The 17,853-nt window shown below is 62.2% G+C and carries 18 protein-coding genes and 1 other RNA gene; 10 read left to right on the plus strand and 9 right to left on the minus strand.

Annotated features, from left to right (window positions below; genetic code table 11):
• The first annotated feature begins 200 nt into the window (after positions 1–200).
• The 9 genes from ABDB87_RS03455 to ABDB87_RS03495 all read left to right on the plus strand — a co-directional run bounded on the left by ABDB87_RS03455 (position 201) and on the right by ABDB87_RS03495 (position 7,720).
• Positions 201–887 (plus strand): FadR/GntR family transcriptional regulator, encoded by a 687-nt coding sequence (locus ABDB87_RS03455; RefSeq protein ID WP_345924138.1) that lies wholly within the window; start codon positions 201–203, stop codon positions 885–887.
• Positions 888–1,093: 206 nt separating this feature from the next.
• Positions 1,094–2,065, plus strand: a complete 972-nt coding sequence (locus ABDB87_RS03460) for a TRAP transporter substrate-binding protein (protein WP_345924140.1) — start codon at positions 1,094–1,096, stop codon at positions 2,063–2,065.
• Positions 2,066–2,132: 67 nt separating this feature from the next.
• The gene (locus tag ABDB87_RS03465; protein ID WP_345924142.1) at positions 2,133–2,687 is read left to right on the plus strand and encodes a TRAP transporter small permease; all 555 of its coding nucleotides are present in this window, start codon (positions 2,133–2,135) and stop codon (positions 2,685–2,687) included.
• Between the two features lie 2 nt (positions 2,688–2,689).
• A complete protein-coding gene (locus ABDB87_RS03470; RefSeq protein ID WP_345924144.1) occupies positions 2,690–4,261 on the plus strand; it encodes a TRAP transporter large permease subunit in 1,572 nt (523 codons plus the stop codon).
• A gap of 113 nt (positions 4,262–4,374) precedes the next feature.
• Positions 4,375–4,738, plus strand: a transfer-messenger RNA (tmRNA) gene (gene ssrA, locus ABDB87_RS03475).
• A gap of 348 nt (positions 4,739–5,086) precedes the next feature.
• Complete coding sequence (locus ABDB87_RS03480) at positions 5,087–5,707, plus strand: DUF6088 family protein (protein ID WP_345924146.1); 621 nt, start codon at positions 5,087–5,089, stop codon at positions 5,705–5,707.
• Positions 5,700–6,716, plus strand: a complete 1,017-nt coding sequence (locus ABDB87_RS03485; protein ID WP_345924148.1) for a nucleotidyl transferase AbiEii/AbiGii toxin family protein — start codon at positions 5,700–5,702, stop codon at positions 6,714–6,716. The genes ABDB87_RS03480 and ABDB87_RS03485 overlap by 8 nt, the downstream gene beginning before the upstream one ends.
• Complete coding sequence (locus ABDB87_RS03490; RefSeq protein ID WP_345924150.1) at positions 6,697–7,284, plus strand: hypothetical protein; 588 nt, start codon at positions 6,697–6,699, stop codon at positions 7,282–7,284. The genes ABDB87_RS03485 and ABDB87_RS03490 overlap by 20 nt, the downstream gene beginning before the upstream one ends.
• The gene (locus ABDB87_RS03495; protein WP_345924152.1) at positions 7,256–7,720 is read left to right on the plus strand and encodes a lysozyme; all 465 of its coding nucleotides are present in this window, start codon (positions 7,256–7,258) and stop codon (positions 7,718–7,720) included. The genes ABDB87_RS03490 and ABDB87_RS03495 overlap by 29 nt, the downstream gene beginning before the upstream one ends.
• A 2-nt stretch (positions 7,721–7,722) precedes the next feature.
• On the opposite strand, the gene ABDB87_RS03500 is transcribed toward ABDB87_RS03495, so the two are convergent.
• The 3 genes from ABDB87_RS03500 to ABDB87_RS03510 are packed head-to-tail and all read right to left on the minus strand — an operon-like array spanning position 7,723 to position 8,791.
• On the minus strand, positions 7,723–8,157 hold the full coding sequence (locus ABDB87_RS03500; protein ID WP_345924154.1) for a hypothetical protein: 435 nt from the start codon (positions 8,155–8,157) through the stop codon (positions 7,723–7,725).
• Positions 8,154–8,360 carry a hypothetical protein gene (locus ABDB87_RS03505; RefSeq protein WP_345924156.1) on the minus strand — a complete coding sequence of 69 codons (207 nt, stop codon included), beginning with the start codon at positions 8,358–8,360 and terminating at the stop codon, positions 8,154–8,156. The genes ABDB87_RS03500 and ABDB87_RS03505 overlap by 4 nt, the downstream gene beginning before the upstream one ends.
• Positions 8,357–8,791 (minus strand): Fic family protein, encoded by a 435-nt coding sequence (locus tag ABDB87_RS03510; RefSeq protein WP_345924158.1) that lies wholly within the window; start codon positions 8,789–8,791, stop codon positions 8,357–8,359. Before ABDB87_RS03510 ends, ABDB87_RS03505 begins: the two co-directional genes overlap by 4 nt.
• A gap of 420 nt (positions 8,792–9,211) precedes the next feature.
• Between ABDB87_RS03510 and ABDB87_RS03515 the strand changes: the two genes are divergently transcribed.
• On the plus strand, positions 9,212–11,065 hold the full coding sequence (locus tag ABDB87_RS03515) for an AI-2E family transporter (RefSeq protein ID WP_345924159.1): 1,854 nt from the start codon (positions 9,212–9,214) through the stop codon (positions 11,063–11,065).
• A 19-nt stretch (positions 11,066–11,084) separates the two neighbouring features.
• On the opposite strand, the gene ABDB87_RS03520 is transcribed toward ABDB87_RS03515, so the two are convergent.
• From ABDB87_RS03520 to cyoB, 6 genes are all read right to left on the minus strand, one after another.
• The gene (locus ABDB87_RS03520) at positions 11,085–12,062 is read right to left on the minus strand and encodes a zinc-binding dehydrogenase (RefSeq protein ID WP_345924161.1); all 978 of its coding nucleotides are present in this window, start codon (positions 12,060–12,062) and stop codon (positions 11,085–11,087) included.
• A 62-nt stretch (positions 12,063–12,124) separates the two neighbouring features.
• Positions 12,125–13,543 (minus strand): coniferyl aldehyde dehydrogenase, encoded by a 1,419-nt coding sequence (locus ABDB87_RS03525; protein WP_345924164.1) that lies wholly within the window; start codon positions 13,541–13,543, stop codon positions 12,125–12,127.
• A 474-nt stretch (positions 13,544–14,017) separates the two neighbouring features.
• Positions 14,018–14,899 carry a heme o synthase gene (cyoE, locus tag ABDB87_RS03530; protein WP_345924165.1) on the minus strand — a complete coding sequence of 294 codons (882 nt, stop codon included), beginning with the start codon at positions 14,897–14,899 and terminating at the stop codon, positions 14,018–14,020.
• A gap of 11 nt (positions 14,900–14,910) precedes the next feature.
• Positions 14,911–15,234, minus strand: coding sequence for a cytochrome o ubiquinol oxidase subunit IV (gene cyoD, locus ABDB87_RS03535; protein WP_345924167.1), 324 nt, complete (start codon positions 15,232–15,234; stop codon positions 14,911–14,913).
• Complete coding sequence (cyoC, locus tag ABDB87_RS03540) at positions 15,234–15,848, minus strand: cytochrome o ubiquinol oxidase subunit III (protein ID WP_345924169.1); 615 nt, start codon at positions 15,846–15,848, stop codon at positions 15,234–15,236. Before cyoC ends, cyoD begins: the two co-directional genes overlap by 1 nt.
• 13 nt (positions 15,849–15,861) lie before the next feature.
• Complete coding sequence (gene cyoB / locus ABDB87_RS03545; RefSeq protein ID WP_345924171.1) at positions 15,862–17,850, minus strand: cytochrome o ubiquinol oxidase subunit I; 1,989 nt, start codon at positions 17,848–17,850, stop codon at positions 15,862–15,864.
• Positions 17,851–17,853 lie beyond the last annotated feature (3 nt).

A 17,853-nucleotide genomic window follows, 5' to 3' on the forward strand; every position in this document is an offset into this window, starting at 1 on the left:
GGCAAACCCTAGGCATGACAGCGCGGGTAAACGCCTACTAACCCCTTGTCAGATCAAAAGAAATTGGCTTTTTTGCCAACTTGTTCAAAAAAGGCTGACAGCCTGAAAAAGATGTAAGGCAAAATGCATGCAAACAAAGGAGACAAGTAATGGTTGATGGGCAGCCAGACAGGCGGCACAGACCCGCTGGCATTAACCGGGTGGACACGGTTTATGCCGGCATCGTCGAATCGATGTCGAGCGGGGAGTACAGCGAAAACGCCCGCCTGCCGACAGAAGCCGAGCTCGCCACGCACTATGGCGTGTCGCGGCCGACCGTGCGCGAGGCGCTCTCGCGCCTGCGCCTCGACGGACTGATTGCTTCGCGCCGCGGCTCGGGCAGCTATGTATTGCGGCGGCCGGACCGCAACATCAAGCGCTTCGCCCCGATCGAAAGCATTGCCGATGTGCAGCGCTGCTTTGCTTTCCGCATCGCGCTGGAGTCGGCAGGCGCAGGCCTGGCCGCAGACCTTCGCACGCCGCGCGACCTGGAAGAGATCCGGCGCTGCTTCGACGCGATGGAAGCCGCGCGCAGTCAGGACGACAACGCGGCCTTTGTCGAGCATGACCTGCAATTTCATCTCGCCACCGCGCGCGCTTCACAGAACGTTTTCTTTGTAACGGCACTCGAACTCATCATCGAGCAGATGCGCGTCGGCATGCGGCTCGCACTGAATCTTTCGCTCGAACGGGAACGAGTCTGGCGCGAAATGGTCCAGATCGAACACCGCGAAATCCTGACCGCCATCGAAAAAGGATCCTCGGTGGACGCCGCCGAGGCGATGCGTTTCCACCTCGGGAACGCACGGCGAAGACTGTTTGAAGGCCCCAGCCAGAAGCACGGCTGAGCCAGGAATTTGCGCTGTTGCCGTGGGACAACGGCAGGGCGCAAGGCGAAAGAGCATGGCATCGGTAACGAGGAGGCGCCGATGTTATGGTCCGCAGGCCCCGGGAAGGGCGGCGCATGAAGCGCTGCTGCCCGGACCTGCTCTTGCAGCAGGAGTCGGGCCCCGGCACGACTCGCATGTATCCACACTCATCAGGAGACAAAACGATGAAGCGTCTTTCGAAACTTGCAGCATTGATGGCCACCGCAGTCTTTGCTGCAGCACCGGTAGCAGCCGTGGAAATCAAGGCAGCCGACGTTCACCCCGACGGCTACCCGAACGTGGTGGCCATGCAGAGCATGGGCAAGAAGCTCGAAGCCGAATCCAAGGGCCGCTTCACGCTGAAGATGTTCCCCGGCGGCGTTCTGGGCGATGAAAAGTCCATGATCGAGCAGACCCAGGCGGGCGGCATCGACATCCTGCGGACCTCGCTGGGTCCGGTCGGCACCGTGGTGCCGGAAGTGAACGTGTTCAACATGCCCTTCGTGTTCCGTGATGAAGCGCACATGCGCAAGGTCATCGACGGCCCGATCGGCGACGAACTACTGAAGAAGATTACCGACAGCTCCGCCAACCTGGTCGCACTGGGCTGGATGGACGGCGGCACCCGCAACCTGTATGCCAAGAAGGCCATCCGTACGCCGGCTGACCTCGCGGGCCAGAAGATCCGCATGATGGGCAACCCGCTCTTCGTCGACACCATGAACGCCATGGGCGGCAGCGGCATCTCGATGGGCTGGGGCGAGGTCTACAGCGCGCTGCAGACCGGCGTGGTCGACGGTGCTGAAAACAACGTGCCGTCTTATGTGAGCGCCAACCACTTCTCTGTGAACAAGTTCTACAGCCTGACCGGCCACCTGATCATCCCCGAGATCTTCGTGTACTCGAAGGTCAAGTGGGCCAAGCTCTCTCCGGAAGATCAGGCGCTCATCAAGAAGCTGGCCAAGGAAACCCAGATGGAACAACGCCGCCTGTGGGACAAGCGCGTCGCCATGGACAGCGCCCGCCTGAAGGCTGCCGGCGTGACGCTGATCTCCGACGTCGACAAACAAGCCTTCTTCAAGGCCACCCAGCCGGTGCGTGACAAGTACGGCGCAGCCTATGCCGACCTGATCAAGCGCATCGAAGCAGTCAAGTAAGCCCCTCTCGCGGCACGCCGGCGGGCGTTCGTCCGCCGGCCCTACTCCTGAAGTTCCGGAGCATCAAATGAAAGAAACCTATTGCAAGGCAATGGATGCGGTGTATTGGCTCTGCATCTGGGTTGCCGGCCTCTCCATGGTCGTCATGACCCTGGTCATCCCGATTCAGGTCGTCGCCCGCAAGTGGCTGAACGCCGGCCTTTCCTGGCCCGAGCCTCTCGCATTGATGTGCATGATTGTCTTTACCTTCGTCGGCGCTGCCGCAGCCTATCGCGCCGGCTCGCACATCGCGGTGACCATGCTGACCGATCGCCTGCCTCCGAAGCTGCAGTTCGCCTGCGCACGCCTGGTCGACATCCTGATGGCACTGGTTGCGCTGTTCGTGATCTGGTATGCCACTGACCGGATCATCTTCTTCAACAGCACCGGGCAGACCCTGTCCGACTTCACTCAGATCAAGGTGAGCTGGACCTATCTGCCGCTGCCCATCGGCTCCGCCGCCACGCTGCTGTTCGTGATCGAAACCTTCTTCTTCGGCTCCCAGGCCAAACGCCCGATCGTCATGATCGGCAATCCGGGCAGCGAAGAAGAGCATCACATCAAACCCGCCGAAGGAGCCTGAGCATGGATGCAGTCATCATCATGGGCGTCTTCTTCCTGCTGCTTGCAGTGGGCTTGCCCGTCGCTTATACGCTGGGGCTCACCGCGATGTTCGGTGCGGTCTATTTCGCAGGCGACATGTCTTACATGACCACCATCATGCTCAAGATGGGCGATGGGGTTAACAAGTTCAGCCTGCTGGCGATTCCCTTCTTCGTGCTGGCAGGCGCCATCATGGCAGAGGGCGGTATCGCCACCCGGCTGGTGAATTTCGCCTCGATCTTCGTGGGCTTCATCCGCGGCGGTCTCTCACTGGTCAACATCCTGGCGTCCACCTTCTTCGGTGCCATTTCCGGCTCTTCGGTGGCAGATACCGCCTCGATCGGCTCGGTGATGATCCCGCAGATGGAAAAGCACGGTTACCCGCGCCCTTATGCAGCAGCAGTCACCGCGTCCGGCTCGGTTCAGGCCATCCTGATTCCGCCCAGCCACAATGCGGTGATCTACTCGCTGTATGTCAGCGGGGCCTCGATCCCCGCGCTGTTCCTGGCCGGCATCCTGCCGGGCCTGGCGCTGTGCGTGACGCTGATGGCCCTGTGTATCTACTTTGCCACCCGCCGCGGCTACCCCAAGGGTGACGTGCTGACGGTCAAGCAGGCACTCAAGCAGATGCTGGACGCCATCCCCGGGCTTTTCACCGTGGTCATCATCCTGGGCGGCATCCTCTCGGGGCTCTACACGGCCACCGAGTCTGCCGCCGTCGCCTGTGTCTGGGCCTTCTTCGTCACGATGTTCATCTACCGTGACTACAAGTGGAGCCAGTTGCCGACCCTGGTGCACCGCACCGTCAAGACCGTCACCATCGTGATGATCCTGATCGGCTTCGCGGCCGCCTTCGGCCAGGTGCTGACCATCCTGTCGATTCCGGCGCACATTTCGGCCTTCTTCACCGGCCTGTCGGACAACCCGATCATGATCCTGCTGGCCATCAACGTGCTGCTGCTGATCCTCGGCACGCTGATGGACATGGCGCCGCTGATCATGATCATGTCGCCGATCCTGTATCCGGTCGTGGAACCGCTCGGCGTCCATCCGGTGCACTTCGGCATGATCATGATGGTGAACCTCGGCATCGGTCTGATCACCCCGCCGGTGGGCTCGGTGCTGTTCGTCGCCAGCGCGGTCTCCGGGCGCAAGATGGAGGAAGTCACCAAGGCGATGCTGCCTTTCTTCGGCGCCCTGTTCGCGGTGCTGATGCTGGTGACCTATGTGCCCAAGCTCTCGCTGTGGCTGCCGACAGTGCTGGGTGAGGTGAACGCGCCGCCGGTCGCGATGGACGACATCGGCAAGACCACCAAGGGTCAGCCGGTCAAGATCGACGCACTGAAGAACGACACCGACAACGAAAACAACCCGCTGATGCTCGAAGACGTCACCGTCCTCAGCGGCAAGGGCACGGTTGATTTCGATCCGACCGGCATCGTGACCTTCACGCCGGAAGCTGAGTTCACCGGCGAAGCCGTGCTGCGCTACAAGGTCACCGATTTTCTCGGTGGCACGGTACCGGGCAAGATCACGATCACGGTCAGTCCCTGATCGAGCGTCTTGCTGCGTAAAGAAACCCGGGTCCGCCCGGGTTTTTTCATGCCTTCGCGGCTATAATGGAACGGCTTGTTTGACCGATGCGCGTTGGCATCGGACACGGAACCGGGGGCGACCTGGCTTCGACGTGGGTCAAGAAGCGACTTGGTGCATACCGAGGACCAGTCACCTCGTAAATAAACTGGAAATCTATACTCGCCAACGACGAGCAATTCGCTCTGGCCGCTTAAGGCCTAAGCCGCTGCACTGATTGGTCTCTGGGTCAGGCGGGGTAAAACCCGCAGCAGCGTCATTCACAGGGACTCGTGCCGCATCGGGTTACTTGGTGCGGAGCTAAAACATAGGTGACTCGCCCTGCGTCGGCCTGCCGACCGGCTAAGCGCAGGGTCAAACTGAAATTGATCGGCTAAGTATGTAGATCCAGTCGTGGAAGTCTTGCGGACGGGGGTTCGATTCCCCCCGCCTCCACCAATAATGAAACCCCAACCGTTCTCGGTTGGGGTTTTTTCTTGCCCGATCGCGCCGGTTCCCGCGTGTTCTTGGGGGTTTCTGCGGAAGTCTGCGGACTGCACCGCTCAGCCTTCCAGCCCGTTCCCGGCCATATTCCACTCTCTCCTGGCCATTCCTCGCTCCGACCTCGCTCCCTGGAACTGGCCCGAAGTCCGCAAAGGCCCGAATTCTGAGCCTTACATATCCACGAGTTACGCGCGGACGAATCAAGCGGTTGGATTGCAGCATTGGCTGCCAGAGGGGACACACGCTCACCCCAGCGAGCTGTCGCACTTGCAGCTTGTCAGAAACTCTCATATATTTTCAGACATGAACACGACGACCAAGACCGCCGAGCTGATTCGCGAGCGCATCGAGGCGATGCCGATTGGGGAGCCTTTCACCCCGACGGCATTCCTTGAGTGCGGCACGCGTGCGTCCGTCGATCAGACTCTGTCGCGCCTCGTCAAGGCAGGGTCGATCAAGCGAGTGACGCGCGGCGTCTTTGTGCGTCCTGAGGTCAGCCGTTTCGTCGGCAAGGTGATGCCTGAACCGCTGAAGGTGGCCGAGACCGTTGCCAAGACCACTGGGGCGGTTGTCCAGATTCACGGTGCCGAAGCTGCGCGTCGGCTCGAACTGACCACTCAGGTTCCAACCCAATCTGTATTCGTGACATCGGGCCCGTCAAAGCGCATCCGCGTGGGCAAGATGGAGATCCGACTGCAGCACGTCTGTCAGCGCAAGCTGGCCCTAGCCGGCCGACCTGCGGGGCTCGCGCTTGCGGCAATGTGGTACCTCGGCAAGAAGGAAGTGACTCCAGCTCTCGTCGAGAAGATTCGGCGCAAGCTGGGATCGAGCGAGTTCGAGGTGCTGAAGTCAGCCACCAGCTCGATGCCTGCGTGGATGAGCGACGCCATCTTCCGAAACGAGCGGATGGCAGCTCATGCCTGAGTCCTTCCTGCATCTCGAACGAGAGGAGCAGTCCCAAATTTACCGGGCGCTTGCTCCGCAGCTTGCACGCTCACCTGTTGTACTGGAAAAAGATGTATGGGTCTGCTGGGTGCTACAGACTCTGTTCACCATGCCCGATCGACTTCCGATGGCCTTCAAGGGCGGCACCTCACTATCCAAAGTTTTCGGAGCCATCGCACGCTTCTCCGAGGACGTAGACATCACCCTCGACTATCGAGGACTGGACGGAACCTTCGATCCATTTGCCGAAGGGGTCTCGCGCAATCGGCTGAAGAAATTCAGCGAGGATCTCAAGTCCTTCGTGCGCGACCATGCTCACGGTGTAGTGGCGCCGCACTTCCAGAAGATGCTGGCCACCGAGTTCAGCGCCGACGCATTCCGTCTTGAAATCAGCGATGACGGCGAGCAGTTGCGCGTGCACTACCCGACCGTGCTGGAGAAATCCGGAGACTACGTCGGTAACAGCGTTCTGATCGAGTTCGGTGGCCGCAACATCACCGAGCCGAATGAGGAGCATGTGGTGCGGCCCGACATTGCGGAACATGTCGCTGAACTCGAATTCCCGCAGCCGACGGTCAGTGTGCTGTCCCCAGCACGTACCTTCTGGGAGAAGGCGACGTTGATGCATGTCGAATGTCAGCGCGAAGAGTTCCGCACAGGCGCCGAACGTCTGTCACGCCATTGGTACGACTTGGCGATGTTGGCCGACATTGAACATGGGCAGGCCGCAGTGGTCGATCGCGCTCTGCTTGCAGACGTCGTCAAACACAAGAAGATCTTCTACAACGCGAGCTACGCCAACTACGACGCATGCTTGGCCGGGCAGCTCAAACTGATTCCGGAAGACACCGCACTAGCCGCGTTGCGCGATGACTTCCAGCGCATGATCGGTGCCGGCATGTTCATCGGCGAGCCTCCCGCCTTCGATGCCATCGTCGATCGCCTGCGCGCGCTGGAAACAGCGATCAATGGGTGCAGCAATGGTTGAAGCAGGCGTCGCTGTTAAAGCTCTGCTGCAAGGCGCCGCGCCCGAGCGAAAACAAGAAATTGAGGACCTATGGAATCACTATGCACCCAAGGTCTGCGTAGTCGAAGACGCTCGAGGCGTGAACATCAGGGCCGGCAAGGGTCGCATCCAGTTTGACCACAAGACACTCGAAGCAATCTGGCTGCTTGGCTTCAACGGCTGGAGATCGATCGAGACCTACTCTCCAGCGATCATTCTGGCCGGCATCACTGACGGGGCCATTGAAGACATACTGTGCGCCGATGACGAGCTTGCTGCTTTCGAGATGGATTACAGGTCTCGTGCAAATTCAGCTCGATCAATCATCGAAGAGAAAAGTTCGGTTCACACCACCTGGCCTCAAGATGTGCCGCGTCCTGAAGCCGATAGAGAAACTCTCGGCAGCCATCAAGAAATGGTGGCCTTCGATCTGGTCTGTCTGGCGACCGCCTACGTCTTTCTTCATGAGTTGCGGCACGTGAAATTTCTCAGCGACGGCGCGTGTTCGACCGGGTGCGGCCGTGATCGAGGTACCCAAAGCGGCCATTGAGCTGGCCATGCGCTTTGAGGGATTCGAGCGCAAGGTGAAACGCGGAATCGAGATCACTGCTGTTCCCTATATCTGCCCAGCAGGCTTCTGGACGATTGGGTATGGCCATCTCTGTGATCCCAAGCATCCGCCGATCACGGAGGCAGAAGCCGAGGTGTATCTGGTGCGCGATCTGCAGACTGCACTGGCGGCGACGCTGCGCTTCTGCCCAGTGCTGGCCACTGAGCCGGAGGGGCGGCTCGCGGCCGTTGTGGACTTCACGTTCAACCTCGGCGTGGGGCGGCTGCAGACATCAACGCTGCGACGGAGGATCAACCAGCGAGACTGGCTTTCTGCGAGCCAGGAACTGCGGCGCTGGGTGTTCGGCGGCGGAAAGGTGCTGCCTGGGCTGGTGGCTCGCCGCGAAGCCGAAGTCCTTTTGCTGATTCCCGGCTAACATCAAATCGTCGACTTCTGGTGGGCCATGCCTGGCGACAGCAGGCCGGCAATTTCTTCAAGAAGAGGGCGCAATTTCGCATGGTCGGATTGAGCAATTGCGATTTCAATCCGTGACGACCAGTGTCCTCGCCTGTACAGGTTCGCGACACGCTCCAAGACGTCTCTGGCAGTTCGATCGCGGATTTCCTGCTCCGGGGCAGACTTGCCGGTTAATCTGGATACGACTGCGGTTCTGAGTAGTGAGATATCTTCATCCCCACCATTGACGGCAAATGCAGCGAGGCCACAAAGCCCCCTCTCAAGAACTCCCCAGCCTGTTTGATACCGCCCGGCTTTGAACGTCCAGGACAAGAGGCTCTCCCCAATTTCTCTCGCAATTTCATCGCAACCGCGATTGCGTGCGCCCATCGCGGCCTCGAACAACGTCTCCGTCATTTGAAAATTCTCAACGAACGTGACCGAATCTTTGTCATCGGGAAGCCTTCGATTTTGCGGAATACCGGATCTTTGAGATTTTCAGCCAGCAATTTCAAAAAATGCTCGCGGCGCGCGTCCTCGCTCGGGAACGTCTGGCCCAAACATTCCACCGGACCGGATGGTTTGGCTGAATCATTAAAAAGGGAGCTGGATGATGTCATTGTTCAGGTTCCTGTTCGGTGGCAGGTTTACCTTGCATACGCAGGGTTTTGAGTTTTACGCCGGTATCGGTGAGCGCATACTGCTGTTTGGAAGATGTGGGCTTGTCCGGCACTGTCATGCGGATCACGCCACCTGCTAGCAATGGCTCCAGATGCTGGGCCTTGAAGTGGGGGCGCTGTTTGTATCCGGAAATGCTGAGCAGTTCGCTGAGCGTGCGCGGAGTATCGGTATGCTCAACAATCAGCCATTGAATGGGGGTCAACTGAACAAGTGCAGGGACTTGTTCAGTTGACCCCTGCGCGACTTGTACAGTGACTTGTTCAGTCACCGCTCCCAGCAAGGCAGGGGCTGTAACTGGTTGATCTTGCGAGGCGACAACTGCACCGGACGGCAAGAACTGCTGCCTCAAATGCTCTGCCAGAGTGTACAAGTGGGTGCCTTCGGTCAGGGGGGCCAGCAAGGCTTGTACTGTAAGCCGCTGAACAAGAGCCAATGCGGCTGGCCCAGACAGGCCTGTCAGGCCTTTGATAGGATTGAAGGCAGTCGGGGCTGGATTCCGCACCTTTCCGCAGAAGTTCGCAGCGGTCGTAAGGCGCTAAGTTACATAGGTTTGGCGCAGGGTTCCGCCCCACCACCAAAAGTTAGTCCAAGGCAGTGCAGACCGGGCCAGCCAACCGAGCCAAAGCGAGGTTTCTGGCCTTTTTTGCGTCGTCTGCCAGCGTACGCGTGCGTGCATCTCGCGTAGTGCCCGATATTGCTTCATCATTGTCTGGCGGTGCCTGTTCGCCCGTTTCCCGGCCCCGGCGCATTCTGCCGGCCTCCCGCCTTCTGCTCCCCCACACGGTTTCCCATGTCAGGCCTTCCGAACAAGACGCTGAATACACCACCCGATCAGCTTGCCCGCCTGGTGGGCGCGGCCATCCTGCTCTTCCTGCTGGCCTATGGCCGTGATGTGCTGATCCCGATCGTGCTGGCGGTTTTCCTGGCACTGCTGATCGCCCCGCTGATCCGGTGGCTGCGTCAGTGGGGGCTGGGTCAGGTGCAGGCGGTGAGCGTATCGGTCGCCCTGCTCTTGCTGACCGTCTCGGCCACCGGCCTGATGCTGGGCACCCAGGCCGTGAAGCTCGCAGCAAGCCTGCCGAAATACGAAACAACGATCCGCAACAAGCTGCAGACGCTCGACAAGCTCACACTGGGCAAGATGAACACGCTGGTCGGGCAGGCCGACCGCATGGTCAGCAAACTTGCTCCCGGCGAAGGCGGCAGCGGGAGCGCTACGCTGGTCAATCGGCCCGAGCCGGTGCACGTTCAGGTGGACAACCATCCCAAGCCCTTCGAGATCCTTTCGCGGGTGGCGGAAACCGTACTGCCGCCGCTGGAGACGGCCGGCATCGTGCTGATCGTGCTGATCTTCATCCTGCTCGATTACGACTCGCTGCGCGACCGGCTGATCCGGCTGGTCAGCGGCGGCAACCTGCGCGCGACGACACACGCGATCACCGACGCGACCGAGCGCCTGTCACGCTTCTTCGTGTCGCAATTCGCGGTGAACCTGCTGGTGGGTGGACTGGTGGCGGCAGGTCTCGGTCTGGCAGGCCTCTCCGGCTCCATTTTCTGGGGCGCGCTCACCGCGGTTTCGCGCTTTATCCCCTATATCGGCATCTGGCTCGCGGCGGGCTCCGCCACGCTGATGGCCGCCGCCATGTCGGACGGCTGGGCGCTGATGATCCAGACCGTCGCCATCTACGCCTTCGTCGAAATCGTCATCGCGCAATTCTTCGAGCCGCGGCTGTATGGTCACTCCACCGGGCTGTCCCCGCTCTCGGTGGTGATTTCGGCCATTTTCTGGAGTGCCATGTGGGGCCCGGTCGGCCTCATCCTGTCGACGCCGCTGACACTCTGCCTGGTGGTGGCTGGGCGCCATGTGCAGGCGCTGAACTTCCTCGAGATCCTGCTGGGCGACCTCTCCGCACTGAGCCATGCCGAGCGCTTCTACCAGCGCGCCCTGTCGGGCGACGCCGCCGAACTGGTGCGCGGGCTCAAGCACTTCCTGAAAGACAAGCCGCTCCACCAGTATGCCGATCAGGTCATGCTGGCCTCGATCCGTCTGGCCTATATCGACTTTACCGAGCACGAAATCACCCAGGGCGAGCGCGAACGGATGCGCCATGCCATGGACGCGCTCACCGACGAAATGTCGCGCAAGCGCAAACTGCGCAAGAACAGCGGCAAAGGCTCGGTGCTGGTCGCGACCGGCAGCGCGCAGCCCGTGCGCCCCCGCGCACGGCTCGAACACACCGTTCTGGTCACCTGCGTCGGTGGCGAAGGCGCCGTAGAGCCGCTCATTGCGCGCGTCCTCGTGAATGTGCTGCACAGCGAGAACATCGAGGCGCATTTCCAGCCGGTCGAAACCCTTGGGGAGCTGGGCCCCCATCTTCACGCACCGCTGGTCTTCATTGCCTGCGTCGCCCCCGAAGACCATGCGGCCGCGCTGCGCTCGGCCGTGGCCGAACTGCGTGGCCGGCTGCCGGATGCGCGCCTTATCGTGATGCGCGTACTCGAGGAAATCGCAAGTGGCGTCGAGCTGCCGCAATCCCACGAGTGCCATGCGGATGGCATGGTGCATACCTATCAGGACGTCGTTGACACCTGTTATCTGCAATGCGCCATGCTCAAACCCGAACGGGTGGACGCCCTGCCCTGAGGCAGCCGACGCCGCTTGCTCAGCGCGTGCCGGTGCGCAGCAGCACCTTGCCCTTGCGGCCCGGCGTCAGCGCGGCTTTCGCGGCCTCACGGATGTCGGCGAGGTCGAATACGGCCTCCACCGGCAGCCGGAGTCCGCCGCCAAGCGCCAGTTCGACCAGCTCGCCGACCAGCCGCAGCTTGTTCTCGCGACTCATCTCGCGGCTGGTCTTGCTGCCCCAGAAGCCTTTGATCGTGGCCTGCCGATAGATCAGCGCGCCGGCCGGAATCGCCATCGGCTCGCCGCTCATGTTGCCGAAAGCCACCAGCGTACCGCGCTCGCCCAGCAGCTCGACCAGATCGGCCGCAGCCTTGCCGCCCACCGATTCGGCCGCCGCGGCAACATGGCCGTCGCCGATCAGCGCGCGTGCGCGCTCCTTCCAGTCCAGCGCAGCGGTGGAGAGCACATCGGGGATGCCCAGCGCATGAAGCTCGGCGGCACTTTCATCACTCCGGACCAGGCTCAGGACCTTCACGCCGCGCGCCCTGCCCAACATCGCGAGCGCCTTGCCGACGGCTCCGCTGGCCGCGTTCTGCACGACCCACTGACCCGGCTTCACCTCCATGAATTCCAGCAGCATCAAGGCAGAGAGCGGCATGGCGAGCAGCTGAGTCGCGAGCTCATCGGGAATCTCGTCGGGCAGGGCGATCAGCATCGAAGCCGGCGCCACGAAATACTCCGCCCAGGTGCCGCGCACGGACGAGGCGGCAACGCGCTGGCCCGGCATGAAACCGCTCACGCCCTCACCCACCGCATCAACGATCCCCAGCCCTTCGCTGCCGGCCAGAGCCGGCAGCGGCGGCTTGTCACCATACACGCCGCGCACGGTCAGCAGATCATGGTTGTGGATGGCCGCCATCAGCCCGCGTACGCGGACCTCGCCAAGCCCGGGTGCCGGCAAGGCGCGCTCGGCAAGCGCCAGGACTTCGGCAGGCTTGCCGAAACTTTCATACTGCACGCATTTCATCATTTGCTCCCTGCCGGCCCCGCCGGCCTCTGTCTGTCCGGTTGCAGCCTGCTTCATGCACCCAGCATGGCCTCGATACGGGCCTGACTGGCCGCGTAGGGCGCCCGCAAACGCAGGTTGGATTCACCGCCCGGGCTCTGCACGACCACTGCGCGGGCGTGGCTGAAGCGGCGGAAACCATATACGCCATGATAGGCGCCCATGCCGGCCGGGCCGACGCCGCCGAAGGGCACGCTCTCGATCGATGCATGCGTCATGATGTCATTGACCACCAGCGCGCCACTGGTGGTGTGGCGCGCGAAAGCCTGCTGACGGTCCGCATCGGGGCCGAAGTAGTACGCGGCCAGCGGACGCGGATGGCTGTTGATGTAATCCAGCGCCTCCTGGCGGTCGGCATACGCCAGCACCGGCAGGATCGGTCCGAAGATCTCTTCCTGCATCACCTTCATGTCGTCGCGAGCGCCCAGCACCAGCACCGGTGCCATCTTGCGGGTGGCGTCCGAACTGTCCGGCTCGCCGGCCGGCGCAAGACTCACCAGGGTTGCACCTTTCGCACGGGCGTCCTCCAGCAGGCCCAGCAGTCGCTGGTAGTGACGATCGCTGACAATCGAGGTGTAGTCCGGATTGTCCTGCATGCCGGGGAAAATGCTGGCGACAAAGCGCCGGGCGTGATTCGCGAAAGCCTCCACCGCAGACTCGGGCAGCAGCACGTAATCCGGCGCCAGGCAGATCTGGCCGACATTGAAGGTCTTCACCGCGAGCGTGCGCTCCACCGCGGTGGCAATGTCGGCATCGGTATCGACCATGACCGGCGACTTGCCGCCCAGCTCCAGCGTGACCGGGACGAGATGCTCGGCTGCCGCCCGCATCACATGCCGGCCCACCGTGGTGCTGCCGGTAAAGACCAGATGATCGAACGGCAGGCCGCTGAAGGCGGCGCCGACCGAAGCGTCGCCCAGCACCACGCCGAGCTCCATCGGATCGAAATACTGCGCGACCAGTTTCGCGAGCAGTTCGGCCGTGCGCGGAGTGAGTTCGGATGGCTTGATGAGTGCCCGGTTGCCCGCGGCAAACACGCCGGAGAGCGGGCTGAAGGCGAGGTTGAGCGGAAAATTCCACGGGCTGATGATGCCCACCACGCCCAGCGCCTGGTATTCCACCCGCGCTTCCATGCCGGGCGCCGGCGCGGCCTGGACGTCAGGCTGCATCCAGTCTTCGAGATGCGTCTGGGCATGGCGCAGGGCTGCCACCGAACTCATCACGTCGGCCAGCAGGGTCTGGTAGCCACTGCGATGACCGAAGTCGGCGCTGACCGCCTCGATGAGTTCGGCACGATGATCCAGCAGCAGGCGCACCGCGCGCTCCAGCCGGTCGCGCCGCAGCGCGGGGCTCGCCGGGCCGGCCTTCAGCCAGGCCTGCTTCATGTCGGAAACCAGCCCGGGCAAGGCTGCAATCTGTTCGTTCGGGGTCATGGGAGATCCTTTTCTTCTTGGAACACCGGCAAATACGATGCCGGCCGGGTGCAGGAGGGAGACGAGCAGGGCTCGACACGGACACAGACTAACTCATATTAGACCGGTCGTCTAGTGTCAATCCGAAGATCGCCGAGACGTACTCGCGCGTGCAATGCCGGGCGCAGGAAGGATGGGGCGGAGAACGAGACGGAAGCCTGAGTGCCACGCGCGACGGCGCAGCCGGAACGGCCTCGGGCGCGCTTGCGAAACGCGGTGGTGTGCATGCGGCGACAAGCCCGAGTCAGGCAAGCCCGATGCGCTTGATCAGCCGCTGCGTCCCGGGCGTGGCATGCCCATGAGCGGATGTCGGCCCTGCCCTGCTCCGCCGGTTCAGTCCGCCATTCAGCGCATTGGCCGGCAGCCGTCGTGATGGTGGCAGGGGAAAACGGGAGCGCCGCCGTCGCACGGGCGCGCTCCCGCCGGAATGCAGACTCAGAGCCAGGCAGTGGTGTAGACCGGCACCTGCCAGTCGACGGCCATGCTGACGCTCAGCGCGGTGATGGTGATGATCGAGAAAACGAAGACCTGACGCGCCCACACGCGATCATCCGGCGCAGTCTTACCGGCCAGCGCCATGCGCAGCCACCACAGACTGGTGGCGCAGGCGACGATCAGGTAACCGTGCCCGGCGTAGCCGCCTGCGGCCAGCATCAGCGTGGCCATGGCGAAGGCCAGGATGTAGAGCACGATCTGCCGCTTGGCCGCCGAAATGCCGCGCACCACCGGCAGCACCGGGATGTTGGCGGCCTCGTAGTCAGCCAGCCTGAAAATGGCGATGGCATAGGAGTGCGGCATCTGCCAGAGGCAGAACATCACCAGCAGGATCAGCGCGCCGCTGTCCCAGTGACCGGCGGCCGCGCAATACCCGGCCACCGGCGGCACGGCGCCGGAAAGGCTGCCGACCAGGGTGCCATACACCGAACTGCGCTTCATCCACAGGCTGTAGGCGCCGACATAGATCGCGAAACCGAAGGCCACGCAGGCCACGGTGAGCGCCGAGGTCCACAAGGCGAGGCAGGCAAAGCCCGCCACGCCCAGCACGAGACCATGTGCGAGCGCCGCCCGCACGCTCATCGCGCCGGTCACGATCACCCGGCTGCGGGTGCGTGACATGCGGGCGTCGATGTCGCGGTCGATGCAGTTGTTGATCGCGCAGCCCGAGGCCACGACCAGCGACACGCCGGCCAGCGTGGCCACCAGCAGCAGCCAGTCCGGCCGCCCCTGGCTGGCCAGCAGGAAGCCGCCGACCGTGGCAATCAGATTGCCGAAGATGATGCCCGGCTTGGTGACGGACAGGTAACGCTTGAGTTTCACCGCAAATCCCGTCAGCGCATCATCAGTGCGTCAGCTGTGGTGATGATCCAGATCGACAGGCCGACCAGCATCACGATGATCAGCGCGGTGAAGAGGAAGGAGAAGCTGTTCAGGCGGCCGTCCTTGGTGAAGTCCAGATGCAGGAAGAACTTCAGATGCACCAGGATCTGCACGATGGCGAGCGTGAAGATGCCGGCCAGGGTGGCCTGGCGACCGAAGCCGCCATCCATGACCATCCAGAACGGAATCGCCGTCAGGACCACCGACAGCACGAAGCCGATGACATAACTCTTGACGCTGCCGTGACCGGCAGCCTGCTCATGTGCGTGACTCATCACATGGCTCCTTTCAGGTACACGACGGTGAAGACGCAGATCCAGACGATGTCGAGGAAGTGCCAGAAGAGCGAGAGGCAGTTCAGGCGGAGCATGGTGACCGAGCCCAGACCACGGCGCGCCACCTCGATCATCATCACCGCCATCCAGATCAGGCCGGCGGTCACGTGCAGACCGTGCAGACCGACCAGCCCGAAGAAGGCGGACAGGAAGGCACTCACCTGCGGGCCGTGGCCCTCGGCGATCAGATGGTGGAACTCGTTGACTTCCATGCCGATGAAGACCGCACCGCACACGAAGGTGACGGCCAGCCAGCCCAGCACCGCGGACTTGTTGCCGCGGTAGCCGGCGATCATCGCGAAGCCGTAGGTGATGGACGAGAGCAGCAGCGCGGCCGTCTCGATCGCCACATAGGGCAGCTCGAAAATCTCGTGCCCGGCCGGGCCGGTCGCGATATTGCGGTAAAGCACGGCATACGCCGCGAACGCCGTCGCGAACAGGATGCAGTCGGTCATCAGGTAGAGCCAGAAGCCCAGCAGCGTCTGCTTGTCGCTGTCGTGATGATCGTGCTGCTCGTCATGCGCGCCGTGCGCGTGTTCTACATAACTGTTCATGTCGCTTCGTCTCTCAGGCGGGCGTGGCCACGGTCGATTCGCGCTGCAGGCGGGCGGCGCGTTCGGTGCTCTCGATTTCATCCGGCTGCACGTAGAAATCGCGGTCCTTTTCATAGGCGCGCGCCAGCATGCTGCCGACAATGCCGATCAGGCCGACGATGGCCAGCCACCAGATATGCCAGATCAATGCGAACCCGAGGATCAGCGAGAAGCCGCCGATCCAGATTCCGGCCGCCGTGTTGCGCGGCATGTGGATCGGTGCGTAATGCGCCGGAGCGGCATAGGCCACGCCCTTTTCCTTCATGTCGGTAAAGGCATCGATGTCATGCACCTGCGGGATGACCGCGAAGTTGTAGGACGGCGGCGGCGAGGACGTCGACCATTCCAGCGTGTGGCCATTCCAGGGGTCGCCGGTGGTGTCCGCCAGCTTCTTGCGCTGAATGACGCTGACCGCCAGCTGCAGGAGCTGACAGGCAATGCCGCAGGCAATCAGCAGCGCGCCGAAGAGCGCGACATACAGCCAGATGTTCCAGGCGGGATTGTCGGTGTGGTTCAGGCGGCGCGTCATGCCGAGGAAGCCCAGCACATACAGCGGCATGAAGGCGAACAGGAAGCCGATCTGCCAGAACCAGAACGCAGCCTTGCCCAGCTTGGGCTCCAGCTTGAAGCCGAAGACCTTGGGGAACCAGAAGCCGAAGCCGGCGAGATAGCCGAACACCGCACCACCGATGATGGTGTTGTGGAAGTGGGCGATCAGGAACAGGCTGTTGTGCAGCACGAAGTCCGCCCCCGGCACGGCCATCAGCACACCGGTCATGCCGCCGATGGAGAAGGTCACCATGAAGCCCAGGGTCCACAGGATCGGCGGCTCGAAGCGCAGGCGACCACGATAGATCGTGAACAGCCAGTTGAAGAGCTTCACCCCGGTCGGCACGGAAATCACCATCGTCATGATGCCGAAGAAGGCATTCACGTTGGCACCGGAGCCCATCGTGAAGAAGTGGTGCAGCCAGACCATGAAACCGAGGATCGAGATCACGCCGCTGGCAATGATCATCGAGGTATGACCGAAGAGCCGCTTGCCGGTGAAGGTGGAGACCACTTCCGAGAAAATGCCGAAGGCCGGCAGCACGAGGATGTAGACCTCGGGGTGGCCCCAGGCCCAGAAGAGGTTCAGATACATCATGGCGTTGCCGCCCGCTTCCGCGGTAAAGAAGTGGAAGTCGAGGTAGCGGTCAAGACTCAGCATCGCGAGCGCGCCGGTCAGGATCGGGAAGGAGGCGACGATCAGCACGTTGGCCCAGGTGCAGGTCCAGGTGAAGATAGGCATCTGCATCAGCTTCATGCCGGGCGCGCGCATCTTGATCACCGTGACCAGGAAGTTCACCGCAGTGAGCGTTGTGCCTATCCCTGATATCTGCAAGGCCCAGGTGTAGTAATCGACCCCCACGTCAGGGCTGAAGGCAATGCCTGCGAGCGGCGGGTAGGCCACCCAGCCGGTGCGGGCAAAATTGCCCACGCCCAGCGAGATATTCACCAGCGCCGCAGCCGCCACCAGCAGATAGAAGGACAGCGAGTTCAGAAAGGGGAAGGCCACGTCGCGTGCGCCGATCTGCAGCGGCACCACGATGTTCATCAGCCCGGTCATGAACGGCATGGCCATGAAGATGATCATGATCACGCCGTGGGCGGTGAAGATCTGGTCATAGTGCGAAGGCGGGAACACACCCATCGCGCCATCGGTCGCCATCGCCAGCTGGGTGCGCATCATCAGCGCATCGGCAAAACCGCGCAGCAGCATGACCAGCGCCACGATGATGTACATCACGCCGATCTTCTTGTGGTCCACCGTGGTCAGCCATTCGCGCCACAGGTAGCCCCACTTGCCGAACTTGGTAATCAGCGCCATCACCAGCAGGCCGACGAGACCGCCGCCGGCCAGCGCGCCCATCACGATCGGCTCGTGGAAGGGGATGGCGTCCAGAGTGAGTTTTCCGAACATCTT

The sequence above is a fragment of the Uliginosibacterium paludis genome (assembly GCF_039631355.1).
Classification (GTDB): Bacteria; Pseudomonadota; Gammaproteobacteria; order Burkholderiales; family Rhodocyclaceae; genus Uliginosibacterium; species Uliginosibacterium paludis.

Excerpts from the sequence above, each read along its gene's own strand:
- ABDB87_RS03460 (WP_345924140.1), top strand. The coding sequence starts at position 1,094 with ATGAAGCGTCTTTCGAAACTTGCAGCATTGATGGCCACCGCAGTCTTT.
- ABDB87_RS03465 (WP_345924142.1), top strand. The coding sequence starts at position 2,133 with ATGAAAGAAACCTATTGCAAGGCAATGGATGCGGTGTATTGGCTCTGC.
- ABDB87_RS03470 (WP_345924144.1), top strand. The coding sequence starts at position 2,690 with ATGGATGCAGTCATCATCATGGGCGTCTTCTTCCTGCTGCTTGCAGTG.
- ABDB87_RS03480 (WP_345924146.1), top strand. The coding sequence starts at position 5,087 with ATGAACACGACGACCAAGACCGCCGAGCTGATTCGCGAGCGCATCGAG.
- ABDB87_RS03485 (WP_345924148.1), top strand. The coding sequence starts at position 5,700 with ATGCCTGAGTCCTTCCTGCATCTCGAACGAGAGGAGCAGTCCCAAATT.
- ABDB87_RS03490 (WP_345924150.1), top strand. The coding sequence starts at position 6,697 with ATGGGTGCAGCAATGGTTGAAGCAGGCGTCGCTGTTAAAGCTCTGCTG.
- ABDB87_RS03500 (WP_345924154.1), bottom strand. The coding sequence starts at position 8,157 with ATGACGGAGACGTTGTTCGAGGCCGCGATGGGCGCACGCAATCGCGGT.
- ABDB87_RS03505 (WP_345924156.1), bottom strand. The coding sequence starts at position 8,360 with ATGACATCATCCAGCTCCCTTTTTAATGATTCAGCCAAACCATCCGGT.
- ABDB87_RS03515 (WP_345924159.1), top strand. The coding sequence starts at position 9,212 with ATGTCAGGCCTTCCGAACAAGACGCTGAATACACCACCCGATCAGCTT.
- ABDB87_RS03525 (WP_345924164.1), bottom strand. The coding sequence starts at position 13,543 with ATGACCCCGAACGAACAGATTGCAGCCTTGCCCGGGCTGGTTTCCGAC.
- cyoD (WP_345924167.1), bottom strand. The coding sequence starts at position 15,234 with ATGAGTCACGCACATGAGCAGGCTGCCGGTCACGGCAGCGTCAAGAGT.
- cyoC (WP_345924169.1), bottom strand. The coding sequence starts at position 15,848 with ATGAACAGTTATGTAGAACACGCGCACGGCGCGCATGACGAGCAGCAC.
- cyoB (WP_345924171.1), bottom strand. The coding sequence starts at position 17,850 with ATGTTCGGAAAACTCACTCTGGACGCCATCCCCTTCCACGAGCCGATC.